Source organism: Nonomuraea fuscirosea, assembly GCF_035917475.1.
GTDB classification, from domain to species: domain Bacteria; phylum Actinomycetota; class Actinomycetes; order Streptosporangiales; family Streptosporangiaceae; genus Nonomuraea; species Nonomuraea fuscirosea.
In genome coordinates this window covers 10,805,144-10,831,675 of record NZ_CP109074.1, presented here as the reverse complement: position 1 = coordinate 10,831,675, position 26,532 = coordinate 10,805,144, and the positions used below count along the sequence as shown (strand labels likewise).

Sequence of the window (26,532 nt, the reverse complement as noted above, 5' to 3'; positions counted from 1 at the left end):
TCAGCCGGCGGTGGCGCGGCGGGCGCGGACGGCCTCGGCCAGGACGTCGAGCAGGCGTTCCGTCTCGTCCCAGCCGACGCAGGCGTCGGTGATGCTCTGCCCGTACGTCAGCGTCTCGCGCGGGCCCGGCTCCTGGCGGCCCGGCACGATGAAGCTCTCCACCATCAGCCCGGCGATCCCGGTGTCGCCGGCGGCGATGCGGGCGGCCACCTCCCTGACGACCTCGGCCTGCCGTACGTGGTTCTTGCCGCTGTTGCCGTGGCTGGCGTCCACGACCAGCCGCTTCGGCCGGTCGGCCTTGGCCAGCAGGGTGAGGGCGTCGCGGACCGAGTCGGCGTCGTAGTTGGGGCCGCCGCGACCGCCGCGCAGGATGATGTGGCAGTCGGGGTTGCCGGTGGTGCTGACCACCGCGGAGCGGCCCTCGTCGTCGATGCCGAAGAAGACCTGCGGGTGCGAGGAGGCCTGCACGCCGTCGATCGCCACCTGCACGTCGCCGTCCGTGGCGTTCTTGTAGCCGACGGGCATGGACAGGCCCGAGGTGAGCTGCCGGTGCACCTGGCTCTCCGGCGTACGGGCGCCGATCGCGCCCCAGGTGACGGCGTCGGCGATGTACTGCGGGCTGTTGGGTTCGAGGAACTCGCAGCCGACCGGCAGGCCGAGGCTGAGCACGTCGAGCAGCACCGTACGGGCCGTGCGCAGGCCGCGCCGCACGTCGTGGCCGCCGTCGATGTCGGGGTCGTTGATGAGCCCCTTCCAGCCGATCGTGGTACGGGGCTTCTCGAAGTAGACGCGCATGACCACGAGCAGGGCGTCGTCCATGTCCCTGGTGGCCTCGGACAGGCGGCGGGCGTAGTCGAGCGCCGCCTCCGGGTCGTGCACCGAGCACGGCCCGATGACGAGCAGCAGCCGGTCGTCGGCGCCGGTCAGCACCTCACGGGCGGCGCGGCGGCTGGCGGCCACCAGCGCGGCGCGTTCCTCGCCCAGCGGCTGTTCCGTGCGCACCTCTGTCGGCGTCGGCAGGGCCTCGAACGAGGTGATGCGCAGATCGCTGGTTTCGGTCATGGGTCGTGTCCCTCGTGCTCGACGGCGGTACGGCCCACGCCCAGATCTCCGGAACCGACCGCCTAAATGACGAAAAGCAGAGACGGGTCGTCTCTGCTTCGTGGCTCCGGATGATCAGTAAGTCAGCGCATGTGACTCTGGGCCCCACCCGGAGCCGGCACATAGCGCCAAAATCGACTGATCAACATGGCCCGAACGGTACCAGGGCGGTGCGGAAATCTCCAAATCAGCACGTCGGTCCGGACTAGGGTGTGTTGATCAAGACATGACTCCCCGTTGGAAGGACGGCAAATGACCTCCCACCTGCCGATGTCCCGCAGGGGCCTGCTCAAGCTCGGCGCCGGCGCCGCCGCGACCGTCGCGCTGGCGGCGCGCCCCGCCGCCGCCGCCGAGGGCCGCTTCGAGCTGACCGCCCCGGCGTCGCCGCTGATCTGGAAGAAGGGCCTGTACGACGAGACCGTCCTGCAGTCGCTCGCCTTCGACAACGTCCACGGGCACATCTACACGCTCCAGGTGAAGAACGGCACCGGCCAGAACGCTGCGGGCAACCTGTGCCTGACCAAGCTCAGCCTCACCGGCACGGTGCTCGGCCACATGTACCTCATGGGCTTCGGCCACGGCGTGCAGTTCGGGGTCGAGCCGTCCGGCTCGTCGGCGTACCTGTGGACGGAGACGGACGGGGTGAGCGACGGCACCAGCTCCAGGGGCAGCCGGCTGGCCAGGTTCAAGTTCGCGAACGGCCAGACGCTGACCACGTCGTCCCCGGCGCTGACCAAGTTCAAGCCGATCTCCGACGCGGAGAACACCACGTGCGCGATCGATCCGTCGACCAACCGGCTGATCATGCGGTACGCGGACGGGAGCAGCTTCCGTTACGCCGTCTACTCGCTGCCGGCGCTCAAGGCGGGCACGGCCAGACCGCTGTTCGAGATCGCCCAGCCCACGGGCCTGGGCGTCTTCCAGGGGTACGCGGCGTACGGGAACTTCGTCTACATGCTGACCGGCGAGGCCTACAGCGAGGCCAACCCCGCGCCGGGCAACACGTACATCACCTGCCTGGACCTGCGGACGGGTGAGCAGGTCCAGCGGGCGCGCACCGAGGCGGGCCGGTCCCTGGACTACCGCGAGCCCGAGGGCATGGGTATCCAGCTCGTCTCCGGCGCCCCGCGTCTCTGCCTCGGCCTGGCCTCGGGCGTGACGGGCGCGCGCAAGGCCAGCATCTTCTACAAGTCCGCGCTCGTCTGAGTCCAGCCGTTGAGTCCAGCCGTTGAGTCCGGCCGTTGAGTCCGGCCGTGAATGTCCCTGGCTCCTGGCAGGATCGGTCGGTGAGGGGAGGAGGAGCGGAGCGTGGAGGAGAGCGTCTCGCTGGCGCGGCTGGCCCGCCGGCTGGAAGAGGTGGTGGGTGACCTGCGCGGCATCCCCGTCGAGGTCGAGCGGGTGGAGGACAACGATCTGGTCCGCCGGCTGATCGCGCAGGCCGCCGACTCCTCCCGCGAGCTGCGGGCCATGCAGCCGCTGGGCGCGACGGAGACGGGCCGCGACGAGCAGCGGAGCAGGCGTCACGTGCTCGACGCGCTGCGGCAGGGCCTGTCGATGCGGACGATCATCCATTCGAGCGTGCTCGACGACCCGCGCAAGGCGGCCAGGATCAGGGAGCTGCACGCCGCCGGGGATCTGCACCGCCTGATCGACGAGCCGATCCAGCAGTTGCTGGTCTTCGACCGCTCGGTGGCGTTCGTCCGGATCACGCCCGTCGCCTTCGCTCCCGGCGCGCTGGTGATCCGCCAGCAGAGCCTGATCACGACCCTCATCGACCTGTTCGAGCAGACGTGGATCAGGGCCAGGGAGGTCACGGAGCCGGGGCAGCGGCTGACCCCGCGCGAGCGCGAGGTGCTGGCGCTGATCGCGGAGGGCCGCTCCAACAGCGCCGTCGCGCGTGCCCTGTCGATCTCGGAGGCGGCCGTCGGCAAACACGTGGCCAGCGTGTTCACCAAGCTCGACCTGCCCGCGAGCGAGGACGACAACCGGCGGGTGCTGGCGGTGCTGGCCTATCTGCGGGGCGCGGCCAGGTAGGGCTAGGCGCTGAGGGCCCCTTGAAGGGTGCGACCGGGTAGGGCCAGGTCTACCTCGGCCTCGCGCCACCCCCAGTGCGAGTGGGGGCGAATGACCGCTTAGATAGGGTCATGCAACGAATGTCTGGTTTGTTGGTGGGCGCGATTTTCGGCGCGGTCTTCATTCTCGTCAACGCGCAGAGCCCGTTGAGCGCGCCGGTGGCGCTCGTCCTGCGGGTGGCCGCCTGCCTGGCAGCCGCGGGTGTGATCGCCATGTGGTTCATGACGGCCAGAAAAGAGCGGTCGGCCGTACGGGGGGAAGGGGCGGCCGGGCAGGAGGAGCGGCCCGGGAACATGTTCGGCCGGGGATACCTGATCGTGGTCGCCGCCGAGGTCGTCCTGCTCTTCGGCGGGCTGCGGGTGATGGCCGCCCTGGGCGCGCCCGCGCAGGCCAACGTGGGCTGGGTGGCGCTCGTGGTCGGCGTGCACTTCATCGCGCTGGCGCCGGTCTGGAAGGACTGGGGCATCGCGGTGCCCGGCGTGGTGCTCACGCTGCTCGGCGCCGCCGGGCTGGTGCTGGCGGCCACCGGATCCGCGCTGGCGTGGGTGCCGATCATCAGCGGCGTGCTGTCCGGCGTGGTGCTGCTGAGTGGTTCGCTCACCTTCGGCTGGCGGAACGTGCGGGCCTCGGCCCTGTGACCTCGTGGAGGCGGTCTGGCCTGTTGGTCATGATGCCGTCCACCCCGTACGAGACCAGCCGGCGGATGAGGGGCGACCGGTCCGCCGACCAGGTGTAGACCCGCATGCCCCGCTTGTGGGCTTTCCTGACGTAGGCCGCGGTGAGCCCGGCGTGCGGCACGGTGAGCCCGTCGGCGTAGTGGGCCAGCTCGGTGAGCCGGTCGGCGGCGGGCTTGCCGAGCAGCGCGATGGGCAGGCCGGGCACCATGTCGCGCAGGACCCGCATCGACTGCCAGCCGAACGCCTGCACGGTCAGCCGTTCGCCACTCCAGAGCTCGCGGGCCTCCTGCAGTTCGGCGGCCACCCGCCGGTCGATGTCCGGGCGGTAGGGCGGGTGCTTGACCTCCACCAGCAGCCTCGTGGCGGTGCCGCGTACCGACTGCAGGGCCTGCGTCAGCGTCGGCACCCCCTCGCCCCGGTAGCGCGGGGAGAACCAGGAGCCGGCGTCCAGGCGGCGGATCTCCGCGAGGGTGAAGTCCGCGACCCGCCACGGGGCGCGCCCGGGGAAGACCTTCTCCACGTTGGTGGTGCGCTCCAGTGTCTCGTCGTGCATCAGCACGAGCCGCCCGTCCTTGGTCTGCTGGACGTCGAACTCGCACATGTCCGCCCGCTGCGCCCTGGCCAGCGCGCAGGCCGCGATGGTGTTCTCCGGCGCGTGCGCGGCACCGCCCCGATGCGCGATGTTGTCGACGCGATGGGCGACACGGGGGGCGGCACGATGGGCGGCACGGGGGGCGGCACGGGGAGCGGCACGACCGACGCGGTCGGCGAGGTCGTCGCGCGGTGACGCGAGGGCGGGGGTGGCGGTGAGGATCAGGGTGACGGCGGTGGCGACGCCGAGCGAGCGGTACATGGTCCTCCCCAGGCGTGCTCCCCATGTCGAGTTATGCGGAAATGTGCCCAGAAAGGCGTCAAAGACCGCTTTCAGCGGAGATCCGGACGAAGATTTGGGAGAGACACGACGAGCCACCGGTCGGTCTCGCCGCAGGGGGGACCGACCAGCGCCGAGCCCGGCCCGCGCAGTGCGGGCCGGGCTCGGGTCACGTCAGTCCGGAACGGGCTCGGGTCACGTCAGTCCGGAACGGGTCAGAACCGGAGCTTGCGCAGGTAGCGGTAGCCGATCTCCGACGTACGCCGCGGCGTCACGTCCGGGCTGTCGTTCTCCACGATGTACTCCCGCACCTGGTGGGCGTCGAAGACCCGGCGGAAGTCGATCATGCCGGTGCCGAGGTCGGCATGGTCGCCGTCGAGGTGCCGATCCTTGACGTGGTACTGCAGCACGCGCTGCGGCGCCCTGCGGATGACGTCGATGGCGAACTTGATCGGATCCCTGGCGCCGCGCCCGACGCCGCCGGTGACCGCCCAGTAGATGTCGATCTCCAGGTGGACCAGGCGCGGATCGAGCTCACGGGTGAGCACGTCCCACGGCGTCACGCCGCCCCCGAGGTCGGTGGTGAACTCGTGGGCGTGGTTGTGGTAGCCGTACCGCAGCCCGGCCGAGCGGGCGGCCCGCGCCTCTACGTTCATCCGCTCGGCCCAGCCCTTCCACTCGTCCAGGCTGTCGGACTGCAGGAAGGGCACGACCATGTACGTCTGGCCGAGGGTCAGCGCGTTCTGGATCTTCGTGTCCAGGGCGGCGTCGTCGGGGCTGATGCCGTCGTGGCTGGAGCTGGCCTGGATCCCGAGCCCGTCGAAGAACGTACGCAGCTCCTGCGCCGTCCGCCCGAAGTAGCCGAGCGCGACCTCGACCTTCGGGTAGCCGATCTTGGCCAGGTAGGTCAGCGTGGTGTCGTAGTTCTGGGCGAGGTCGTCGCGCACCGTGTAGAGCTGCATGCTGATCTGGCCCGGCGGGACACGTCGCTTGGGGTGATGGTGGTGGTGCGGCGGCGTGGCCGCGGCGGCGGCGGGAGACGCGGCGGCCAGCGCGGCCGCCCCGAGCCCGAGGCCCGCGGCGAGCAGGGAGCGTCTGCTCGGCTCATAGCCGTAACACATGGTGATCTCCTAACTCGTGGGCTGGAGCACGACCTCGGTGCTGCCGGTCAGCCCCGGCAGGTCGCCGGTGCCGGGGTCGGTGTAGGTGGCGACGAAGACGCCGGTCAGCTCGTCGTTCTCGGGGTCGTGGCCGCTCGGCACGGTGGTCTGGATCGAGCCCGTGCAGCCGCGCGCCGTGGTCTGCGGATGGCCGTGGTCGTCGTGGCCGAGGATGTAGTTCACGGCCACGTTCGCGCAGTTCACCGGCTGGTCGTCGGTGACGCGCACCTCGAACTCGATCAGGTCGCCGAAGCTGAACGGCTGTCCGGCGACGGGCCTGACCAGCTCGACGACCGGGACGGCGTTGCCGATGACGATCCGCACCGACGTGGAGGCCGACATGCCGGCGTCGTCGGTGACCCTGAGGGTGGCCTGGTAGAGGCCGTTCTGCCGGTAGGTGAACGACGCCGAGGGGCTGCGTGAGTCGACCCTGCCGTCGGCGTCGAAGTCCCACGCGTAGCGGAGCCGGTCGCCGTCGGGGTCGCTGGTGCCGGTGCTGGTGAAGGAGACGGTCAGCGGGGCGAGCCCGCCCGTCGCCGACGCCTGCGCCGCCGGGATCGGCGTGCGGTTGCCGGTGTGGCCGGTGAAGTCGATCCTGGCCAGCTGGGCGTCCGGGTTCTCGCTGAAGTAGCCGTCCCCGTACTCCAGCACGTACAGCGCGCCGTCGGGGCCGAACTCCATGTCCATCGGGTTGTCGAAGACGATCGAGGGCAGCACGCTCTCGATCCGCTGACCACGGTTGAACATCGCCTTGACGTAGTCGCGGGTCCACTCGTAGAACAGCGGGACGCCGTCGTAGTACTTCGGCCAGGCCACGGCGCGGGGGCCGCGGGTGTCGGCCGGGTCGTAGTCGTACGCGGGCCCGCCCATCGGGCCGATGCCGCCCGTGCCCAGGGCGGGGAACTCGGCCGACGTCCCGTACGAGTACCAGACGTCCGGCTGCGTCACCGGCGGCAGCCGGCGCAGCCCGGTGTTGTGCGGCGACTCGTTGACCGGGGCCGCGCAGTCGAACGTGGCCCCCGACGCGCCGGTGCCGAAGTCGTAGTCCACGTATGGCAGCCGCGCCGTCGCGCAGTAGGGCCAGCCGTAGTTGCCCGCCTTGCGGATCGTGGTCCACTTGCCGGTTCCCGACGGGCCGCGCTGCGGGTTGGCCTGCTGCTGGTCGGGCGAGTAGTCGCCGACGTACAGGTCACCGGTGCGGCGGTTGAGCTCGATGCGGAACGGGTTGCGCAGGCCCATCGCGTAGATCTCCGGCCGGGTGTTCTTCGTGCCGGGCCGGAAGAGGTTGCCGTGCGGGATCGCGTAGGAGCCGTTGTCGCGGACCTTGATGCGCAGGATCTTGCCGCGCAGGTCGTTGGTGTTGCCCGCGCTGCGCTGGGCGTCGAACGCCGGGTTGCGGTCGGCCCGCTCGTCGATCGGGGTGTAGCCGTCGGAGAAGAACGGGTTCGTGTCGTCTCCGGTGGACAGGTACAGGTTGCCCGCGGCGTCGAAGACGATGTCGCCGCCGACGTGGCAGCAGATCCCGCGATCCACCGGCACGTCGAGGATGCGCTGCTCGGTGCGCAGGTCGATGGTGCTGCCGCTCCAGCGGTACCGGGACAGCCGGATCAGGCCCTTGAAGGGCGCGAAGTCCTGCGGTGTCCCGGTGAACGGGGCATCGCCCTCGTTGACGTTCGGCGTGGCCGGGTCGTCGACGGGGGTGTCGAGCGGCGGCGAGTAGTAGAGGTAGACCCAGTCGTCCTTCTTGGAGCCCTTGCCGAAGCCGGGGCTGAGCGCGATGCTCTGCAGGCCCTCCTCGTCGTGCCGGTAGACGTCGAGCTGAGCGGCGAGCGTGTTGAGGCCCGTCTTGGGGTCGTGTAACCAGACCTCGCCGGGTCTGGTGGTGTGTAAGACCCTCGAATCGGGTAACACCGCCAGGTCCATCGGCTCACCGGGGTTGTCGTTGAGCGTCACCTTCTGGAACTGACTGTCGGGCGGCGGGGCCGCGGCGCCCGAGGGCGCGCCGGCGCCGGCGGCCAGTGCGGCCTGCGGCATGAGGATCGCCGCAGCAGTCAACGCCACGATCGTGCTTCTCACTCGCATGCCTCTCTCCTTCGGTTTACTCGGGTGTGTAAGAGAGGGCAAAGTAACGTGAATGTAACCCGAGTTACGCCGATCGAGGAGGGCCTAATCGCCACCGATCGCTCACCTTTCGCGGCTCATCGCACTAAGTGCCGACGCGAACGCGGATCGCCCCCTGCCCGCGGGGCGCGGACAGGGGGCGATCGGGAGCCTTCGGTCTAGTTCTTCTTCTCCTGCATGGTGACGGTCACGGTGCTCTCCTTGCCGTCACGCTGGTAGGTGATCTCGACCCGCTGGCCGACCTTGTAGCCGCGGACCTGGCCGACGACCGTGTCGCCGCCCTGGACCGGCGTCACGCCGATCCTGGTGATCAGGTCGCCCTCCTTGAGCCCGGCCTTCTCGGCCGGGCTGCCCGCCGTGATCTGGCGGACGAGCGCGCCGGACACGTCTCCGGCGGCGTCGGTGACGCTCACGCCGAGGTACACGTGGCTCACCGTCCCCTTGCTGATGAGCTGCTCGGAGACGTGCTTGGCGGTGTTGACCGGGATGGCGAAGCCCAGGTTGACGCCGTCGGCGGCCACCGCGCTGTTGATGCCGACCAGTTCGCCGGCCGCGTTCACCAGGGCGCCGCCGGAGTTGCCGGGATTGATCGCGGCGTCGGTCTGGATCATGCCGCCGAGCGTGGTGGTCTCCTCCTGGCCCTGCTGCCGGCCGCCCCAGCCGGGCGGGAGCTGCTGCTCGTTCGGGGCGTTGCCCGAGGTCACGGTGCGGTCGAGCGCGCTGACGATGCCCGAGGTCACCGTCCCGTCCAGGCCCAGGGGACTGCCGATGGCCAGCACGTCGTCACCCACCTTGAGCTGGTCGCTGTCGCCGAGCGCCACCTTGGCCAGCCCCGAGACACCCTCGGCCTTGATCACGGCCAGGTCGGTGGCCGGGTCGGTGCCGAGCACGGTGGCCTTGGCCGTCTTCCCGTCGTTGAACTTCACGGTCAGGCCGGCGTTCTGCCCGGACACGACGTGGTTGTTGGTCAGGATCCGGCCGTCCTCCGACAGCACCACGCCCGAGCCCTCGCTCGTCCGCCCCTGGATCATCACCACGGACGGCTGCACCTTCGCCGCCACCTCCGCGACCGTGTACTGATCGGCCGCCGTGTGGAACACCGGGCTCGGGTTCGCCGGCGTGGCGGTCACCACCGCCGGGCCGTTTCCTCCCGCGAGGGACGCGCCCACCGCGCCGCCGCCCAGCGCCGCCACCGACATCGCGGCGACGGCGGCCAGGGCGAGGCCGGCGATCGCCTTGCGGGTCAGCACGAAACCCGTCCTGGGTGGCGCCGGGGGCGACGGCGGCATCGGCGGCGGAGGCAACGGGCTCGTCGGCCGGGTGAACCCTCCGGTGGTGGGCGGCCTGTCGCCGAACTGGCTCCAGCCACCGGTACGAGGCTCGTTCGCGTCCATGTCATCTCCTAGTGTCCCGATGACACCAGGTTGGCCAACACCATGTAAATCCCGGCTAAGCAGGCGATCCCCCGGCCGCGGCGGCCCTGACACCTGCCTTATCGCCCCTGGCAGGAGCGATCATCACCGCCGGAAAAAATCTAGGGCGCGGTGTCGCAGTACGGCCCCGGCGGCACCTCCGGAGCGGTGATCGCCAGGCACATCACGTCGCCGGGGACCAGCGGCGGGTAGGGCTCGTACCAGCCCTGGACGTAGTCGTCGCCGGTGAAGTGCGTGAGGCTGCCGGTGACCGGCGTGCCGTTGACCGTGGCGTCCACCGCGAGCGTGGTGGGCCGCGGCCGGATCGTGAAGGCGAAGCGGCCGTCGTCGAGGCCCGCGCACACCTGGGTCTCGGGCAGGCACACCGGGACGTCCGCGCGGGCGGGCGGCGCCGCCACGAGGAGGGCGAGCGGGACGGACAGCCCCAGGAGCAGGCGGGTGATCGGTTCGGCGTGGATGGCGCACTCCCGTCGGTCGCGTGGTCGTTCGCGGGTCTCGCGAAGCGATCCGACCCTAGCCCGATCACCAGGTCAGGTCCACGGGTGAAGATCTCAGCCGGACCGGCCGACCCTACGACTCAGCCGGGCTCGCCGACTCCATAAGGGCTCAGGCGGGTTCGCCGGGGATCGCCAGCCCCGTCTCGTATGCGACGATCACCGCCTGGACCCGGTCGCGCAGCCCGAGCTTGGTCAGCACGTTGCTGACGTGCGTCTTGACCGTGTGCTCGCTGACCACCATCTCCCGCGCGATCTCCGCGTTCGAGAGCCCGCGCGCGATCATCCGCAGCGTCTCCCGCTCGCGCCCGGTCAGCACGGCCAGCCGCTCCGAGGGCGGCGCGGCGGGTCTGGGTCCTCGCGAGGTGAAGTCGGCGATCAGTCGCGTGGTGACCGAGGGGGCCAGCAGCGACTCGCCGGCCGCGACCACCCGTACGGCGTGCACGAGGTCGTCCCTGCGCACGTCCTTGAGCAGGAACCCGGCGGCGCCCGCCCGCAGCGCGTCGTAGACGTAGTCGTCCAGGTCGAACGTGGTCAGCATGAGCACCCGGCAGTCGCCGTCCGCGCACACGATCCTGGCCGCCTCGATGCCGTCCATGACGGGCATGCGGATGTCGAGCAGGAGCAGGTCGGGGCGGTGCTCGCGGACGGCGGCGACGGCCTGCGCGCCGTCCCCCGCCTCGGCGACGACCTCGATGTCCGGCTGGGCGTCCAGGATCATGCTGAACCCGGCGCGTACCAGCTCCTGGTCGTCGGCCACGACCACGCGGAGCGTCATGACACCGCCAGCGGGAGCAGGACGCGCACCCGGAAGCCGGGCCCGTCCTCGCGCGGGCCGGCCACGGCGCTGCCGCCGCAGGCCGCGGCGCGCTCGCGGATGCCGATCAGGCCGTTGCCCCCTGAGGGCAGCTCCTGGTCCCGGCCGCTCGCGGCGGAACCTCCGTCGTCGGTGATGTCGATCATGAGTGCGTGGTCCTGCCAGGCGAGGGAGATGGCGGCGCGAGCGGCGCCCGCGTGCTTGACGATGTTGGTGAGGGCTTCCTGGGCGATCCGGTACGCGGCCACCTCCGCGTCAGGCGACAGCGCTCCCGGCTCACCGGACGTGGAGCAGGTCACCCGCACCCCGGCGGCCCTGACCTGCTCGGCCAGGGCGGGCAGCGCGGCGATGGTCGGCTGCGGCCCGCGTGGCCCCTGCTCCTCCTTGAGCACGTTCAGCATGCGGCGCAACTGGTCCATGGCGTCGCGCCCGGCGGCGGCGATGGCGTCGAAGGCGGCCACGGCCCGGTCGGGGGCGGCGGCCACCGCGACGGGCCCGGCCTCGGCCTGGACCACCATGACGCTGACCGCGTGGGCGAGGATGTCGTGCATGTCGCGGGCGATCCTGGCCCGCTCCCGCTCGGCGGCCCGCTCCGCCTCGGCCTCGCGTTCGCGGGCGAGCTGAGCGGCGCGCTCCTCCAGCGCGGCGGTGTGCGCGCGGGAGGCGGCCGCGGCCCGGCCGATGGCGTACGCGGCGACGAAGAGCACGATTCCCCGCAACGCGGTCTCGGACGAGCCGACGACGAGCAGGCCGCCGGAGATCGTGACGACGAACATGAGCCGGCGGATCCACCGGGCGCTGTGGGCCGCCACGGTGTAGAAGGCGACCAGGCTGCCGTACCAGATGGGCTGGCGCACCACCTCGTCCACGAAGTCGTAGCAGCCGGTCGGGACGAGCACGCCGAGCAGCACGGCCACGGGCGCGCGGCGGCGCCAGATCAGCGGGATGGCGGCGGCGACCACCACGGTGTAGCCCCACCAGTGCCACGGGCGGCCCCACGGGTTGTCCGCGCTGACGAACGGCCACAGCTGCGCGGCCAGCACGAGCGCGGCGAGCACGCCGTCCACCAGCGTCGGGGGCAGCGTGGCCACCCAGCCGCGGAGCCGGGTGACATACCGCGGTTCGGTCACAACGCCCCATTTTGCCCGTCCGGCCGGGAAGGCGGATCCAGCGCTCATAGTGCGACATCTTCCTCGCGGGCCGGAGGAAGGGCATCGCCGGTGAGAGGGATCCGGCGGCTCCCTCTCGGGGGCGAGCACGAATGGCTCGTACCGGCGATCCGCGGAGAGGGGTGCGCGCAGCAGGCTTGCCGCATCCCACAGCACCTGGAGTTCACCATGATGAAGACCGCTGCCGCCGGCCTCGCCCTCGCCACCCTGCTCGTCGGAGCACCCGCCCAGGCCGCCACACCCACGTCCACGCCCACACCGACGCCCACATCGACGCCATGCCCGGCGCCGACCGCCGGCCCGGCCCACCCGAGTGCCCCGCCGGCCGACCCGCCGGTGCAGGTGCCGCCGATCAACGAGGCGGCGCTGCGTGAGTCGATCGCCGGGCTGCCCGCGGCCGACGCCACGGCGGCGATCGTCCGGGTGGGCGGCCGCAAGGGCTCGTGGCGGGCGGTGCGCGGGGTGGCCGACCTGGCGACGAAGCGGAAGGCCACGGCCGGCGCGCGCTTCCGGGCGGGCAGCGTGACCAAGATGTTCACCACCGCGGTGGTGCTGCAGCTCGTGGCCGAGCGCAGGCTGTCGCTCGACGACACGGTGCAGGACCGGCTGCCCGGACTGCTGCCCGCCTCGTACCCGGAGGTGCGCGTCGGCCAGCTGCTCAACCACACCAGCGGCCTGCCCGCGCCGGCCGTGCCCGGCACGCTGGAGTACGCCTACCGGACCAGGTTCAAGAAGTGGACCCCCAAGGAGTACGTGGCCCTGGCCGTGCGCAACCCGATCGAGTTCGCCCCCGGCACCGCACAGCACTATCTCAACACCAACACGTTCGTGGCGGGGCTGCTGATCGAGCGGGTCACGGGCAGGTCGTACGAGCGCGAGGTCACCACCCGGATCCTGCGCCCGGTGGGCATGAAGGACAGCTACCTGCCCGGCGCCTCGGTCCGCGTCCGCGGCCCGCACCACGAGGGCTACCAGTCCGTGCCCGAGGGCTTCGACGACGCCGTCCCGTACGGCGACGGGTATGTGGTGAACATGACCGAGACCAGCGTCACCTCGACCTGGGCCTCGGGCGACCTGATCTCGACGGCCGCGGACCTGGAGAAGTTCGTCAGGGCGCTGTTCTCCGGGAAGGTGGTGCCGCCGGCCCAGCTGGAGCCGATGTTCACGGTGCCGGACGTCACGATGTTCGGCGCGTGCGACCAGCCGACCGTCTACACCTCGGGCATGACGAGGTTGGTGCTGCCCGGCGGGCTCGTCGCGTACGGCAAGACCGGAGCCCGTTACGGCTACTCGGCCGGCGTCGGCGCGACGCGCGACCTGGAAAGGACGCTCGTCTACTCGGTCAACTCCACGGACGCCAAGGCTTCGGGCCAGAACCAGCGGGCTCTGGGCATCGCGGTGGCGGCGTTCTCCTGATGAGAACACGGCCGCGTTCTCCCGACCGAGATGGCGGAAGCATCCGGCGGGAGCGGCAGCGGCCGAGAAGCCAGAGGTGAGGGCGGACGCCCTCACCTCTCCAGCGCTGTCGGCTCAGCGGCGGCGACGGCGCCGGCGCCGCGCGCGGCTGAAGCTCTCGTTCTCGCCGCCCGGAGGCGGCTCCGGGAACCGGAGCATGGGAAGTCGGAACGATGTGAGACCCAGATATCGCTGGATGGCCATGGTGTTCCCCCTCATGAAGTCCGTGAGGTTCGGCGCACCGGACGGCTGCGCGTCCGGTCACTACCGGACTGAGTCACGCTCTACCCGGAAACCCACCAGCTATCCCCGCTGACCTGCGCCTCAGCCTCTCCCCCTACTTGACGGACAGCTTGCGGCGCTTGAACATCGGGTGCTTGGTCTCCCAGTAGCGCCAGCCCTCGACGCGGGACGGCACGCTGGCGATGCCCGCCGCGACCTTGTTGCGCTCACAGGTGCCGAGCACCGACCAGGCCGACCAGCCGACGCGGTAACCGAAGACCCGGTACCACATGTTGCCGTACATGCCGTCGCTGATTTCCTTGGTGTATTCATGGCCGGAGAAGACCATGTGACGCTCTTCCAGGTGCGGCAGCCCGAGCCGGCGCAAATGGTCGACGACGGTTTTCGTGTCGATGGTCTTGGAGAAGTCCTTGCCCTTCTCGTTTTCCGTCTCGAGGAAGGCGGTGATTTCCGCCTCACGGGTGACCGACACCGTCATGGAGCCGCCGGGGCCGTCGATGTAGCGGGTGCGGGGCAGGTAGAAGTTCCGCGGCGACATCTGGTGGATCCGGAAGAAGGTGCGTGGCCTGCAGTTCCTTCCCCCGTCGTCGTCGTCATCGTGGTGATCGACGAAGCCTCTGTCACTGGTGCGGTGGTGGTGGTCGTCGTCCTTGGAGTCGGCGCTCGCCGCCGGTGCCATGGTGACCGCCAGAGTCGCCGCGAGGAGACCGCGCAGGGCGGGCTTCGCCATTTCGCTCAGTGGGGTGAACATTACCGTTCCTTTCCGCATGCGACCTATAGTCGCCAGACCGGTACGATGCTTACAGTTGCCGCGAGCGAGGTGACAACGCCACGCCGTAGTCGAATTTCCCGTACCGGGAAAAGAGTGGCCAAAAAGCGTCAACAATCGACGCCTATTCGGCAAAGAAAGAACAGGACCCGGGCGGCGAACCGGAACTCACCCTCTGTGCGCGACTGCTTTCGTACAGGTATGTCGCCATATCTAAATGTGCATGCGTTGAGGCGGATGGATCGCGCCGTACGTACCTCCCTACGGCAGATTCCGCGTTTCAGGAGGTACGTATGCACCGCAGAGTCGCCCTGCTCTCCACTTTCGTGCTCGCCCTGGCGGGCTCCCTCGTCCCCGCGGGCGCCGCCAAGGCCGACCCCAGCAGGCCCGTCACCTGGTCGGCCACGGATTCCTGGTCGGAGCGCAGGTCCGTCTCGCAGTACTGGACCCCGCGTCGCATGGTCGCCGCGCAACCGCTGGAGGCGCCCGCGCCCCGGCGTGGCGTCCGGACCCGCACACCGTCCCAGGGCAGACCGTGGGCCACCCGCGGCACCACGGGCAACAGCAACGGCAGGCTGCAGGCCGCGGTGGCCAACAGCCCCGGCCTGCAGTGGACCGACGGCGGCGCCGTCGTGCGCACCACCGGCCGGGTCTTCTTCACCACCGCCGACGGCCGCAACTCCTCCTGCTCGGGCTCGGCCGTGACCAGCGCGAACGAGAGCGTCGTGATCACGGCGGGACACTGTGTGAAGCTGAACGGCGCGGCGCACCGCAACTGGGCGTTCGTCCCGGCCTTCGACGACGGCCGGCGCCCGTTCGGCACCTGGGTGGCCAGCGAGATGTTCACCACGCCGCAGTGGAACGCGCGCGAGGACATCAACTTCGACGTGGCCGCGGTGGTGGTCGCGCCGCTGAACGGCCGCACGCTGACCGACGTCGTGGGCGGGCAGGGGGTGGCGTTCAACCAGCCCAGGCAGCGGCAGAACTTCGCCTTCGGCTATCCGGCGGCCGATCCGTTCGACGGCTCCGAGCTGATCTACTGCAGCGGGCGCGCGTTCAACGACACCGTCTCCACCAACGACCAGGGGCTGCGCTGCAACATGACGGGCGGATCCAGCGGCGGGCCGTGGTTCCAGGGCTTCGACCCGGCCACCGGGCTCGGCTGGCTGAACTCGCTCAACAGCTTCACCTACAACTTCGCCCCGAACTTCATGTTCGGCCCGTTCTTCGGGAACGAGGCGATGGCCGTCTACCAGACGGCGCAGAACTCGCAGGCCACCTGAGCTGCGCGGGGCCGCCGGGAAGCGGTGCGGCATGATGGGCCTGGATCCCCCAGGAGGCCCGCCATGCCGCCCGTCGTGCCGCCCGTCGTGCCACCCGACGTACCGCCCACCGGCCCACCCCCAGGACCACCCGCCACACCCCCCACCGGGTCACCCGCAGGACCGCCCTCCGGCGATCCGATGCCGCTGCTCGAACGCCTCATCGCCGTCGACTCGGTCAATCCCGACCTTTCACCCGGCGGCGCCGGCGAGTCGGCGGTGGCCGACCTCTGCGCGCAGTGGCTGGGCGAGCGCGGCTTCGAGCTGCACCGTCTCGAACGACGGCCCGGCCGCCCGTCCCTGGTCGCCGTGGCGCGCGGCACCGGCGGCGGGCGGTCGCTGATGCTCAACGGCCATCTGGACACGGTCGCGTACGGCACGTACGACGGCGACCCGCTCACCCCACGCGTCGAGGACGGCCGGATCCACGGCCGCGGCGCGTTCGACATGAAAAGCGGCGTGGCCGCGATGATGGCCGCCGCCGCCCGCGCCACCGCCGCCGGCCCCCTGCGCGGTGACGTCATCGTGGCCTGCGTGGCCGACGAGGAGCACGCCAGCTCCGGCACCGAGGAGGTGCTGGAGAGCTTCACCGCGGACGCGGCGATCGTGACCGAGCCGAGCCTGCTGGAGGTGACGCTCGCGCACAAGGGGTTCGCCTGGTTCGAGATCGACGTCCTGGGCCTGGCCGCCCACGGCTCGCGCCCCGATCTGGGCGTGGACGCGATCGCCAAGGCCGGTCACTTCCTCGTCGCGCTGGAGGAGCTGGGCCTGCGCCTGGCCGCCTCGGGCGGGCACCGGCTGCTGGGGCCCGGCACCGTGCACGCCTCGCTGATCGAGGGCGGGGAGGGCCCTTCGACATATCCGGCCAGGTGCCGGATCACCGTCGAGCGGCGTACCGTTCCCGGTGAGAGCGCCGAGACCGTACGGGCCGAACTGGCCGCGATCCTCGACCGGCTGGCCGCCACCGTCCCCGGTTTCCGTTACGAGCTGCGCGGCGGACTGCACCGCGACCCGTTCGAGGCCGATCAGGAATCCCCTATCGCCCGGGTGCTGCTGCGGCAGGTGGAGCGGGCGCTCGGCCGGCCGCCGGTGATCCGCGCCGAGCCGTTCTGGACCGACTGCGCCCTGCTGGCCCGCGCCGGGATCCCGTGCCTGCTCTTCGGGGTGGACGGCGGCGGCGCGCACGCCGACACGGAGTGGGCCGAGATCGCCTCCGTCGAACTGGTCACGGACGTGCTGGCCGCGACGATCACCGAGTTCTGCGCCTGAAAATCGGGCATTGACGAAAAATCCTTACATGGTAGTTGTAGATCGAGTCGGAAAGCTTCACACCCCTCGCTGAGATCGTCCAGAGCTCACCCAAGGAGGACGCGCCATGGCGCGAAGCACCGCCCCCGACCCGCCCGCCGACTTACTCGGCCCCGTCCAAGGAGAGGTCTCCTGGTTCTGCTGCGGCACCGCATGGGGCCCATGCAGCAGCACCGGAAAGGGAGCCTGCGGCACCTGCAACTCCGGCAACCTCCAGCACGCCTGGCCCAACACCTCCGACGCCTGCTGGGCCATCACCCGCCCCGACAGCTGCGGCGTCGGCCTGTCCCGCCGTACCTGCGGGTTCCGGCACCGGATCACGGCCCTGTGCAGCGGGTCCAGCGTCGTCACCGCCATCGCCGACTGCGGCCCGCAGACGGACCTGTTCTGCGGCGAGCGCAGTTGCTGCGGCGCGACCTGCGCCAGCAACCGGCTGATCGACCTCACCCCCGCCGCCTACAGCCAGATCGCCAGCCTCTCCTCCGGCCTGCGTCCGGCCGAGATCTCGACGGCCTGAGGAGGCGGGGCAGATGCGCAGCAGAAGAGATGTGCTCAGGTCCGCCGTGCTCGGCGGAGGCGCGAGCGTCGTCGCCGCCACCGCGATGGGCTCACTCGGGCCCGAGGCGGCGTTCGCCGCCACCGCGCCCGCGCCCGCGCAGAAGGTCGAGCCGGGCGCGCCCGACCCCGACTTCGCCGAGGGCCGGATCCGCTCGATCAAGGAGAACACGCTGCTCGTCCTGGGCTCGAACCTGGTCTTCCACACCATCAGGGTGGTGGACGGCACGAGCCTGTGGAAGCTCGGACCCGTCGCGTTCGACCAGGCCAAGCCGGGCGACGGCCTGTACGCCAGGGGTGTGCGCATGCCGGACGGAATGCTGGCCGCCGAGTCGGTGTGGCTCAACATCGTCAACATCAAGGGTCACATCAAGAACATCACCGGACAGACCCTCCACCTCGACCACAACGGCCACGAAGTGCTGTGTCACGTCGTCGCCGGCAAGTCGGTGGCCATCCACTCCGAGTCGCCGCCCACCGAGGACCTGTCGATGCTGAAAGTGAGCCAGCACGTGCAGATCCTGGGCGCCTGGCGGCCGGACACGAACGAAGTGGACATCGCAACGGTCTTCTCCCCGCACTAGGAGGCAGTTCGTGAACGGGATCGCCGCGTCGCAGCCGTACGTGATCGCTTTCTTCCTGCTCTGGGCGGGTCTGATGAAGCTGCTCAGCCGGCGGATGGGGGCACAGGCCGGCCAGACCGCTCTGGCCCGGCTCACCGGCCCGGCGCGCGCGGTCCCGGTCCTGCGGCTCGTCGGCCTGGCCGAAGTCGCCGTGGCCACCGCCCTGCTGCTGCCACCCACTCACCTCTTCGACGGGGTCGCCGCCGTGCTGCTGTCGGCCGGGTTCCTCGCCTATCTCGCCTACGCCCACGTGGCCGCGCCCACCGCGTCGTGCGGCTGCCTGGGCACTCATGCCAAGCCCGTGGACGCGCGGTCCTTCGCCCGCGCCGGACTGCTGCTGGTCGCCGCGCTGGTCACCGTGCTGCTCGCGGCCTCGCCCAGCCTGCTCCCGGCCGTCACGTTGCCCGCCGGCCTGCCGGCGGTCGTGGTCCTGGCGGAGATCGCGGCCCTGCTGGCTCTGTCGTCGGAGCTGGACCGCTACTGGCTCGTCCCGCTGCGCCGCCTCCTGGTCCGCCTGCGCCGGCCGCTCGCGCTCGCGCCCACGGGGAGCGTTCCGCTGGAGGCGTCGCTGCACCTGCTGCGCCGCAGCCCGGCCTACTGCTCGGCCTCGGCCCAGCTCACCTCGGACGTGCGCGACACATGGGACGAGGACGGGTTGCGCTTCGTCGTGTACGGCGCCCGCGACCGCACGGCCGTCTTCGCCGTCCCCCTCGTCGGCGACGACCCGCGCGCGGTCAAGGTCGCCCTGGTGAACGCCTGAGGCCGGGGCCGGCGCCTGAGCCGTGGTCCGCGTCTGAGCCGAGGCCAGCGTCTGAGCCGTGGTCCGCGTCTGAGCCGAGGCCAGCGTCTGAGCCGTGGTCCGCGTCTGAGCCGAGGCCAGCGTCTGAGCCGTGGTCCGCGTCTGAAGCCCGGGGCCTGGGGACGCTCAGGACCCCTGGGCGCTCGGGGAGCGGGCCCCGTGTCGCGGGTCAGTTGTCGCGGGCCGCGGCGTGGTTGCTGGCGATCAGTTCGTGGTGCCGGACGACCTCGGCGATGATGAAGTTCAGGAAGCGCTCGGCGAAGACGGGGTCGAGCTTCGACTCCTCGGCCAGGGCGCGCAGGCGGCGGATCTGGGCCGCCTCCCGGTCGGGGTCCGCCGGAGGAAGCCGGTACTCGGCCTTGAGCCGGCCCACCTCCTGCGTGCACTTGAAGCGTTCGGCCAGCAGATGGACGAGCGCGGCGTCGAGGTTGTCGATGCTGTCGCGCAGCCGCTGCAGTTCCTTGCGGATGTAGATTTCCTGATCAGGCAGATCTTGAGAGGTTTTATCCACAAATATCCCCACATAGTGCAACATGACCCTAGAAGGGGAAATGTTACCCGCCGGCCATCAGGTCGGCGAAGGCCCGAGCCGCGGCCCCCGAGCTGAACAGCCGCTCCAGCCGCGCCCTGGCCAGCTCCCGCCGGAACGGCCCCGCCAGCGTCGCGTCACCGGATTCGTGGGTCATCTCGGTCAGCCAGCGCGAGAACTCCTGGTGGTTCCACACCCGTTTGAGACACGTGGCCGAGTACGCCTCCAGCGGCCCGTCGTCCCCCTCGCGCAGCACCGCCCGCAGCGCGTGGGCCAGCACGTCCGCGTCGGCGATGGCCAGGTTCATGCCCTTGCCGCCCATCGGGGTGATGATGTGGGCCGCGTCCCCGGCCAGGAAGAGGCGCCCGTACCGCATGGGGTCGACGACGAAGCTGCGCATGTCCACCACGGCCTTCTCCGTGATCGGCCCCTCGGGCAGCCGCGGGTCGCCGAGGCGCAGCCGTAACTGGGCCCAGATCCGGGCGTCGTCCCAGCCGTCGAGCGCGTCGCCGGGCGCGCACTCCAGGTAGAAACGGCTGGCGTGCGGCCCCCTCGGGAAGTGGGCGGCGAAGCCCGCCGAGTGGATCGCGAACATCGGGTGCCGCGGCGGCGGCACGTCGGCCATCACCGTGAACCAGCCGATGCCGTGGTCGTAGGTGTACGTCGTCAGCGCCTGCTCGGGGACGCTCGCCCGGCTGACGCCGTGGTGGCCGTCGCAGCCGGCCACGTACGAGCAGGCGATCTCGCGTACGGTGCCGTCCTGATCCCGGTAGGAGACGACGGGGGCGTCACCCTCGACCCCGCGCGGGCTCACCTCGGCGGCGTCGAAGCGCAGGTCTCCCCCGCCCGCCTCGAAGGCCGCGATGAGCCGGCCGACGAGGACCTGCTGCGGGACGATCCGGCCCGATCTGCCGTCGGCCAGCGCGACCACGTCGAGGAAGCGCGGCTCGCCGTCCACCCTGATCTCCATCGTGGAGTCCCGGTGCGTGCCCGCCAGCAGGCTCTCGGCCAGGCCCCAGTCCTCGAAGACGCGCGTCGCCGCGTGATCGAGCACGCCGGCGCGCTGGCGCCGTTCCACGTGGGAACGGCTCTGCCGCTCCAGCACCACGCACGCGACGCCCGCCTGCCGCAGCAGGTTGGCCAGGGTCAGGCCGGCCGGGCCGGCTCCGATGACGACGACCTCGGTGCGCTCCGGCATGCTCGGCCCCTCCGGCGAAATCGGTACTTGTCGTCCGGCATCCGACACCAGGATCGGCCGATCCGCAAGTCCTCAGTTCCGCCCGCCCCTGCGGGTCTCGTAGTGCTGGGCGATCAGCGCCGCCGCGCACCCCAGGGTGGCCAGGCCGAACCCGACCCCGATGAACACGTTGACGTCCGCGATGGACGACACCGCGTTGCAGACCGCGAAGACGGCCAGCAGCAGCCAGAGAACGGGGCGGCGCACGCGGGCGAGGGCGCCGGCGGGACGGGTCTCGGTGCCGTGCTCGGTCATCATGCCCTCCTTGGTCGGTTTGTCATGCCGAGAACGCTACGGAGCGGCGCGAGCCGCGACGATCCCAGCAGCGGGACAGTCGGAGGTACAGCCAGCTGTACTTTTCGGCCGGCGATTGCCCGATGCAGCACCTCTTGTCCTAGGGTCTGAGCGGACGAAGGAGGTGCGGATGCAGGCCCAGGACCCGGCGACCGGGCAGCGGCGGGCCCGTTCGTGGGACGTGTTCGCCCGCGCCCGCACCACCCTCGACGGGCTGGAACACCTCGTGGGCGGCATGGGCACCAGCGCCCTGGCCCTCATCGCGCTGATCGGGCTGGCCGCCGTCCTGCCCTTCTGCCTGACGGGCGTGGGCCTGCGCCTGGTGCCGACCTCCCTGCGCGGCCTGCGTACGGTCGCCAACAGGGAGCGGGCCCGGCTGTCCCGCTGGGGCCCGGAGATCATCAACCCGGATCCGGTGCCCGCCGACTGGCGGACGGCCATCAGGCAGCCCGCCACCGGCCGCGAGCTGCTCTGGCTGGCCTGGCACGCCACGGTGGGGCTGCTGCTGGGCGCGATCGGGCTGACGCTGCCGTTCCGTGCGGCGCTCGACCTGGTGTTCCCGCTCTACTGGCCGCTGCTCGGCCCGGAGGACCGGGCCGGCGCCATCCTGGAGATCTGGCCGGCCGACGACCTGCCGAGCGCACTCCTGGTGAGCCCGATGAGCCTGTTCTGGCTCGGGCTCGCCCTGGCCCTCATCCCGGGCATGGCCCGGCTGCAGGCGTGGCCCGGCCGCCGGCTGCTGGCCGCCGATCCCGGCACCGACCTGGCCCTGCGGGTGGCCCAGCTGACCGCCACCCGTGCCGCCGCGCTGGACGCGCACGCCGCCGAGCTGCGCCGGATCGAACGGTCCCTGCACGACGGCACCCAGAACCGGATCGTGGCGGTCAACGTGCTGCTGGGCGCGGCCCGCCGCGCGCTGGCACGTGACCCGTCCACGGCCGACGCCGTGCTCGAACGGGCCCAGGACGCCGCCGAGCAGGCGCTGGCCGAGTTGCGCGCGGTCGTGCGCAGCATCCTGCCCCCGGTGCTGGCCGATCGCAGCCTGGCCGACGCGCTGAGCGGCCTGGCCGCGGCCAGCCCCGTGCCGTGCGAGGTCGACGCCGACGTGCCGGGGCGCTGCCCGGTCTCCGTCGAGGCCACCGCCTACTTCGTGGTGGCCGAGGCCCTCACCAACATCGCCAAGCACAGCAAGGCCCGGCGCGCCACCGTGACCGTGCGACGGACCGACGACCGGCTGCGCATCCAGATCGTGGACGACGGCCGCGGCGGAGCCGTGGAGGACGGCGGGTCCGGGCTGGCCGGGATCCGCCGCCGTACCGAGGCGCTTGACGGCACCTTCACGCTGACCAGCCCCACGGGCGGGCCGACCACCATGAATGTGAGCCTTCCATGCGGATAGTGATCGCCGAGGACGACGCCCTGCTGCGCGAAGGGCTCGCGCTGCTGCTGCGCGCGGAAGGGCTCGACGTGGTGGCCACCGCCCCCGACGCCGCCGGGTTCCTCGAAGCCGTGGACACGCACAAGCCGGACGTCGCCATCGTGGACGTACGCATGCCGCCGACCCACACCGACGAGGGCATCGTGGCCGCCGTCGAGGCCAGGCGGCGACTGCCGGGGCTCGCCGTGCTCGTGCTGTCGGCGTACGTCGAGCAGGCGTTCGCCACGGATCTGCTCTCCCACGGCAGCTCCCGCCTCGGCTACCTGCTCAAGGAGCGGGTCGGCCGGGTCGGGGAGTTCCTGACGGCGCTGCACCGGGTGGCCGACGGCGGCACCGCCATCGACCCCGAGGTGGTCGCGCAACTGCTGACCCGCAGCCGCCCGGACAACCGGCTGGAACGGCTGAGCCCGCGCGAGCGCGACGTGCTCGCCCTGATGGCGGAGGGGCTCGGCAACGCGGCCATCGCCGAGCGGCTGTTCGTCACCGACGGCGCCGTGCACAAGCACATCCGCAGCATCTTCGCCAAGCTCGACCTGGCCCCGACCGACGGGACGGACCGGCGGGTGGCGGCCGTGCTGCAGTACCTCGAAAGCGCCTGACCACCCGCCGCCACCCACCCGATCCGCGGACGCCCCCGTTCTCAGGCGCCCAGGTCGCGGACGACGTTGTCGAGCCGGATGGCCAGCCGGTCGAGCTCGTCCTCCGTCGGCTCGCCCGCCGGCAACTGGGCGATCACCTCGTCACGCCGCGCGATGACCAGGCCCCTGTGCGCCTCGTCCACGTCCGATGCGGGCAGCACCACGCAGTCACCGCGGACGAACACCAGCGTGGCGTCGGGATGGCCCGATTCGAGCAGCTGACGGACGCACTCTTTGTCGATCAAGGACATGGAAGACATCGAGACTCCTCCCCGGTCGGCCCCTCCACGCAGCCGCCTACCCCCGTGCGGGGAGCAGGAACCCCGTCCCTGTCGGGCCTGGCCGTCATGGGCCGCCGTACACCCGCTTGACCTGCGAAAACACCCTAATGCGGCATCACGTGTCGTCCGCGGCCAATCACGGAGAGTGACCGTATGGTGAGCTCAGTGGCCCCAGGTGGCCCCTCCGCAAGCGAGAGGATCGAAATGCCGCAGGAACCGAGAATCGATGTCGAGACCAGAGCCCACGGGATCGAGAGCAGCCTGTCCGCCGAACAGGTCGAGCGGATCGCCGAGGCGCTCGGCCACCAGGGCGTCTGGTTCGCCGCCCCGCCGGAGCGCTCCGGTCAGGCCCGCCCGCCCGAGCAGGTCTGGGAGCTGGTCGGCGACAGCCCGCACCACGGCCGCCTGGCCACCGGCCGCGCCGCCGTGCACCTGGCCGAGGGGCACGACGCGCTGACCAGGCCGCTGATCCTGGCCGACGGCTTCAACTACGGGCCGAGCGACCTCGACGAGCTGTGGCGGCACTTCAACAAGCCGTACGCGCCCGGCAAGCCCGGCTTCCTCGACCAGCTCAGCACGCTGGGCATCGACGTCATCCTGCTGGGCTTCGACCAGCGGCACATCGCCATCCAGGCCAACGCCGCCGTCGCGGTCACCGCCGTGCAGCGCGCCATCGACGAACGCTGGGGCGACGACCAGCTCGTCGTGGGCGGCGTCAGCATGGGCGGCCTGATCACCAGGTACGCGCTGGCCCGCATGGAGAACGAGCGCATCGACCACCAGACGGAGAAGTACTTCTCCTACGACAGCCCGCACCTCGGCGCCTGGATCCCGCTGGTGCTCCAGCAGCTGGCCTACCTGCACGAGGCGCTCGACCCGCGCTCCGACGGGCCCGGCCAGGCCGAGCTGATCCGCAGCCCCGCCGCGCAGCAGCAGCTCTGGGGCTGGGTCCAGAACGCCGACTACTCGGGCCCGGTGACGGACAACGCGCTGCGCCAGGAGTGGATCGAGGATCTGCGCAGGGTGGGCTGGTTCCCGATGCGCCCGTACAAGCTGGGCATGGCCAACGGCACCGGGCACGGCGTCGGCAACGGCCTGCCCGCCGGCACCCCGGTCTTCGACCTGAACCTCGACGCGCTGCAGCTCGTCGCCCGCTTCCAGCCGGACATGGGTGAGCTGCAGAACATCGGCACCGTGCGCTTCGGCGCCCCGGTGTGGACGAGCGCCACCTCGCACGTCCCGGCGTTCGACGGAGCGCCCGGTGGCACGCTCGACGCGTGGGGCCGGCTCGCCGACGCGATGGGGCTGACGATCGAGCCGCGCTTCCGCAGCAGCTGCTTCGTCCCGGCGGTCAGCGCGGTCGCCCTGGCCAGGGACCCGTACCAGTGGCAGTCCGACCTGCACCTGGACCTCAGCGACCTACCCAAGGACGAGACGCAGCTGGACGCGTTCTGCTGCGACACGACCGACACGGAGCACAGCGCGGTGTCCGCGCCGCTGATCGAGTGGTTCCTGGAGCAGCTGGCCGGCTGGTAGAGCGGCGAAGGAGAGTGCCGGCTCGCCGCGCGAGCCGGCACTCGGCGTTCAGCGCACGCCGCGGTGCACGCACAGGAGCTGGTCGCGGGTGGCGTTCTTGTCGCGGTAGGCGATGACGGCCGGGCCCTCGGCGCTGTGGTGGTCGGGCAGCCGCTCGTCGGGGAGCCAGCCGGAGCCGTTGAAGCTGCTCCACCACAGGCTCTGGTCGGAGGCGCCGCGGTGCACGCAGTAGAGCCGGTCCTTGTAGACGGTCAGGGCCGGGCCCTCGGTGGTGTGGTGCGCGGGCAGCTTCTGGTCGGCGCTCCACTTGCCGCCGTCCCAGCGGGTCCACCACAGCGCCGTGTCCCCGCCGGCGCCGCGGTGCACGCAGTAGAGATGGCCGCGGTAGGTGGCCAGCGCCGGGTTCGAGCGCGAGGAGTGGCCGGGCAGCCGCTGGTCCTGGCTCCAGCGGGAGCCGTCCCAGCGGGTCCACCACAGCGCCTCGTCCGCGCCCGCGCCTCTGTGCACGCAGAACAGCTGCCCGTCGTACGCCGCCAGCGCCGGAGCCGTCCGGCTGAAGTGCTGCGGGAATCGCTCGTCGTCGCTCCAGCTCGCCCCGTCCCAGCGGGTCCACCACAGCGACTCGTCCGCACCGGCGCCCCTGTGCACGCAGAACAGCTGCCCGTCGTACGCGGCCAGCGCCGGGGCCGCGGCGCTGAGGTGCCGGGGGAAGCGCTCGTCGTCGCTCCAGCCCTGCTCGGCGTCGTAGACCGTCCACCACAGGTTGGAGTCGCCCGCCTTGCCGCGGTGCGCCAGGAAGAGCCGGTCCTGGAACTGGGCCAGGGCGGGGCTCGACCCGCCGAAGTGGTCGACGAAGCGCTGATCGCGGCTCCATCCCTCGCCGGGCTCGTGCACCGCCCAGCGCAGGCCGGCCTCACCGGCGGGCCTGCCGTCCTGGCGGGCCGGTACGAGCATGCCGGGCGCGGTCCACGGCGAGACGAGCCGGACCCCGTACGGGCGGGCGATCGAGGCGATCCACTCCGACCTGGCCCGCACGGAACGCTCGACGATCGGCGCCAGCCAGGAGCCGATCACGGTGCCCGCGCTCTCGCCGATGAGCTGCGGCAGCTCGGCGGCCAGCAGCGCGGCCGACTCGTTCAGGTGGATCTCGTAACCCCACCACCTGGCCACCGGCCAGACGTCGGCGCCCATCGTGCGCAGCTCACGCTGGATCCGCTGCACCCGCTCCTGGTCCTTGGGGGTGAGCGCGGCGATCTGCCGCTCGCTCTCCCGCCTGGCGTCGGCCACCTGACGGGCGGGGGCGTCGTCGAGCAGCTCCGTCTCGACGGCCGCGTCGACCGCGGCGGAGGCCACCGGGTCGTCCTGAGAGTGCAGCAGAACGGCCTCACCGTCGAGCGCCGACTCCTCGGCCGTGTCGGTCCCGACCTTGCCGGCCCGGGTCTCGTCAGTCATTTTCCAGCCCCCTGGAGTGATAGATGAGCGAACTTCGCCATCGTAACGTTGGGTAGTGATTCGATTACTCTAGGGGTGGATTGTTCCGAGTAAAGCCCGCCGGGCGGCCCGTCATGAAGGCGCGGAGGGTGCCGGTC

26 protein-coding genes are annotated in these 26,532 nt (G+C 71.3%); 12 read left to right on the top strand and 14 right to left on the bottom strand.

Annotated features, from left to right (window positions below):
• A complete protein-coding gene (locus OIE67_RS49890) occupies window positions 1-1,062 on the bottom strand; it encodes a 3-deoxy-7-phosphoheptulonate synthase (protein ID WP_326633867.1) in 1,062 nt (353 codons plus the stop codon).
• A gap of 291 nt (window positions 1,063-1,353) precedes the next feature.
• On the opposite strand from OIE67_RS49890, the gene OIE67_RS49885 reads away from it, so the two are divergent.
• The 3 genes from OIE67_RS49885 (at window position 1,354) to OIE67_RS49875 (ending at window position 3,812) form a co-directional block, all read left to right on the top strand.
• Complete coding sequence (locus OIE67_RS49885; RefSeq protein ID WP_326633865.1) at window positions 1,354-2,307, top strand: phage baseplate protein; 954 nt, start codon at window positions 1,354-1,356, stop codon at window positions 2,305-2,307.
• A 102-nt stretch (window positions 2,308-2,409) separates the two neighbouring features.
• Entirely contained in the window at window positions 2,410-3,135 is a 726-nt protein-coding gene (locus OIE67_RS49880) for a helix-turn-helix transcriptional regulator (protein ID WP_326633863.1), read from the top strand.
• 119 nt (window positions 3,136-3,254) lie between these two features.
• Window positions 3,255-3,812, top strand: a complete 558-nt coding sequence (locus tag OIE67_RS49875) for a hypothetical protein (protein WP_326633861.1) — start codon at window positions 3,255-3,257, stop codon at window positions 3,810-3,812.
• Here the strand turns inward: OIE67_RS49875 and OIE67_RS49870 are convergent.
• The 7 genes from OIE67_RS49870 to OIE67_RS49840 form a co-directional block, all read right to left on the bottom strand.
• Window positions 3,772-4,704, bottom strand: a complete 933-nt coding sequence (locus OIE67_RS49870; RefSeq protein WP_326633858.1) for a glycerophosphodiester phosphodiesterase — start codon at window positions 4,702-4,704, stop codon at window positions 3,772-3,774. The genes OIE67_RS49875 and OIE67_RS49870 overlap by 41 nt on opposite strands.
• A 233-nt stretch (window positions 4,705-4,937) precedes the next feature.
• Window positions 4,938-5,843 carry a sugar phosphate isomerase/epimerase family protein gene (locus OIE67_RS49865; protein WP_326633856.1) on the bottom strand — a complete coding sequence of 302 codons (906 nt, stop codon included), beginning with the start codon at window positions 5,841-5,843 and terminating at the stop codon, window positions 4,938-4,940.
• A 9-nt stretch (window positions 5,844-5,852) separates the two neighbouring features.
• On the bottom strand, window positions 5,853-7,964 hold the full coding sequence (locus tag OIE67_RS49860) for a PQQ-dependent sugar dehydrogenase (RefSeq protein WP_326633854.1): 2,112 nt from the start codon (window positions 7,962-7,964) through the stop codon (window positions 5,853-5,855).
• Window positions 7,965-8,161: 197 nt separating this feature from the next.
• Window positions 8,162-9,397 (bottom strand): S1C family serine protease, encoded by a 1,236-nt coding sequence (locus OIE67_RS49855; RefSeq protein ID WP_326633852.1) that lies wholly within the window; start codon window positions 9,395-9,397, stop codon window positions 8,162-8,164.
• Between the two features lie 140 nt (window positions 9,398-9,537).
• Window positions 9,538-9,834, bottom strand: a complete 297-nt coding sequence (locus OIE67_RS49850; RefSeq protein ID WP_326633850.1) for a hypothetical protein — start codon at window positions 9,832-9,834, stop codon at window positions 9,538-9,540.
• Window positions 9,835-10,042: 208 nt separating this feature from the next.
• On the bottom strand, window positions 10,043-10,708 hold the full coding sequence (locus OIE67_RS49845; RefSeq protein ID WP_326633848.1) for a response regulator transcription factor: 666 nt from the start codon (window positions 10,706-10,708) through the stop codon (window positions 10,043-10,045).
• On the bottom strand, window positions 10,705-11,877 hold the full coding sequence (locus OIE67_RS49840) for a sensor histidine kinase (RefSeq protein ID WP_326633846.1): 1,173 nt from the start codon (window positions 11,875-11,877) through the stop codon (window positions 10,705-10,707). The genes OIE67_RS49845 and OIE67_RS49840 overlap by 4 nt, the downstream gene beginning before the upstream one ends.
• 207 nt (window positions 11,878-12,084) lie before the next feature.
• Here OIE67_RS49840 and OIE67_RS49835 point away from each other — a divergent pair, with 207 nt between their 5' ends.
• Window positions 12,085-13,332, top strand: coding sequence for a serine hydrolase domain-containing protein (locus OIE67_RS49835; protein ID WP_326633844.1), 1,248 nt, complete (start codon window positions 12,085-12,087; stop codon window positions 13,330-13,332).
• 376 nt (window positions 13,333-13,708) lie between these two features.
• Here OIE67_RS49835 and OIE67_RS49830 read toward each other — a convergent pair whose 3' ends face one another.
• A complete protein-coding gene (locus tag OIE67_RS49830) occupies window positions 13,709-14,365 on the bottom strand; it encodes a hypothetical protein (RefSeq protein ID WP_106241298.1) in 657 nt (218 codons plus the stop codon).
• Window positions 14,366-14,676: 311 nt separating this feature from the next.
• On the opposite strand from OIE67_RS49830, the gene OIE67_RS49825 reads away from it, so the two are divergent.
• The 5 genes from OIE67_RS49825 (at window position 14,677) to OIE67_RS49805 (ending at window position 18,951) form a co-directional block, all read left to right on the top strand.
• Window positions 14,677-15,666, top strand: a complete 990-nt coding sequence (locus OIE67_RS49825) for a trypsin-like serine peptidase (protein ID WP_326633840.1) — start codon at window positions 14,677-14,679, stop codon at window positions 15,664-15,666.
• Window positions 15,667-15,729: 63 nt separating this feature from the next.
• Complete coding sequence (locus OIE67_RS49820; protein WP_326633838.1) at window positions 15,730-16,974, top strand: M20/M25/M40 family metallo-hydrolase; 1,245 nt, start codon at window positions 15,730-15,732, stop codon at window positions 16,972-16,974.
• A 106-nt stretch (window positions 16,975-17,080) separates the two neighbouring features.
• On the top strand, window positions 17,081-17,530 hold the full coding sequence (locus OIE67_RS49815) for an RlpA-like double-psi beta-barrel domain-containing protein (protein ID WP_106241291.1): 450 nt from the start codon (window positions 17,081-17,083) through the stop codon (window positions 17,528-17,530).
• 13 nt (window positions 17,531-17,543) lie between these two features.
• Complete coding sequence (locus OIE67_RS49810; protein ID WP_106241288.1) at window positions 17,544-18,152, top strand: cell wall protein; 609 nt, start codon at window positions 17,544-17,546, stop codon at window positions 18,150-18,152.
• Window positions 18,153-18,162: 10 nt separating this feature from the next.
• Entirely contained in the window at window positions 18,163-18,951 is a 789-nt protein-coding gene (locus OIE67_RS49805) for a MauE/DoxX family redox-associated membrane protein (RefSeq protein WP_326633835.1), read from the top strand.
• Between the two features lie 208 nt (window positions 18,952-19,159).
• On the opposite strand, the gene OIE67_RS49800 is transcribed toward OIE67_RS49805, so the two are convergent.
• From OIE67_RS49800 to OIE67_RS49790, 3 genes are all read right to left on the bottom strand, one after another.
• On the bottom strand, window positions 19,160-19,501 hold the full coding sequence (locus OIE67_RS49800) for a chorismate mutase (protein WP_326633833.1): 342 nt from the start codon (window positions 19,499-19,501) through the stop codon (window positions 19,160-19,162).
• A 43-nt stretch (window positions 19,502-19,544) separates the two neighbouring features.
• Window positions 19,545-20,717 carry a 4-hydroxybenzoate 3-monooxygenase gene (locus tag OIE67_RS49795; RefSeq protein ID WP_326633831.1) on the bottom strand — a complete coding sequence of 391 codons (1,173 nt, stop codon included), beginning with the start codon at window positions 20,715-20,717 and terminating at the stop codon, window positions 19,545-19,547.
• A gap of 72 nt (window positions 20,718-20,789) precedes the next feature.
• Window positions 20,790-21,014, bottom strand: coding sequence for a hypothetical protein (locus OIE67_RS49790; RefSeq protein WP_326633829.1), 225 nt, complete (start codon window positions 21,012-21,014; stop codon window positions 20,790-20,792).
• 166 nt (window positions 21,015-21,180) lie between these two features.
• Here OIE67_RS49790 and OIE67_RS49785 point away from each other — a divergent pair, with 166 nt between their 5' ends.
• Together OIE67_RS49785 and OIE67_RS49780 are read left to right on the top strand one after the other, a co-directional pair.
• On the top strand, window positions 21,181-22,449 hold the full coding sequence (locus OIE67_RS49785) for a sensor histidine kinase (RefSeq protein WP_326633827.1): 1,269 nt from the start codon (window positions 21,181-21,183) through the stop codon (window positions 22,447-22,449).
• Window positions 22,440-23,087, top strand: coding sequence for a response regulator (locus OIE67_RS49780; RefSeq protein ID WP_106241276.1), 648 nt, complete (start codon window positions 22,440-22,442; stop codon window positions 23,085-23,087). Before OIE67_RS49785 ends, OIE67_RS49780 begins: the two co-directional genes overlap by 10 nt.
• A gap of 41 nt (window positions 23,088-23,128) precedes the next feature.
• Here OIE67_RS49780 and OIE67_RS49775 read toward each other — a convergent pair whose 3' ends face one another.
• On the bottom strand, window positions 23,129-23,386 hold the full coding sequence (locus OIE67_RS49775) for a hypothetical protein (protein WP_106241274.1): 258 nt from the start codon (window positions 23,384-23,386) through the stop codon (window positions 23,129-23,131).
• Window positions 23,387-23,611: 225 nt separating this feature from the next.
• Between OIE67_RS49775 and OIE67_RS49770 the strand changes: the two genes are divergently transcribed.
• A complete protein-coding gene (locus OIE67_RS49770; protein ID WP_326633821.1) occupies window positions 23,612-24,943 on the top strand; it encodes a hypothetical protein in 1,332 nt (443 codons plus the stop codon).
• A 48-nt stretch (window positions 24,944-24,991) separates the two neighbouring features.
• Here the strand turns inward: OIE67_RS49770 and OIE67_RS49765 are convergent, their stop codons facing one another.
• Complete coding sequence (locus OIE67_RS49765) at window positions 24,992-26,395, bottom strand: hypothetical protein (protein WP_326633819.1); 1,404 nt, start codon at window positions 26,393-26,395, stop codon at window positions 24,992-24,994.
• Between the last annotated feature and the right edge of the window lie 137 nt (window positions 26,396-26,532).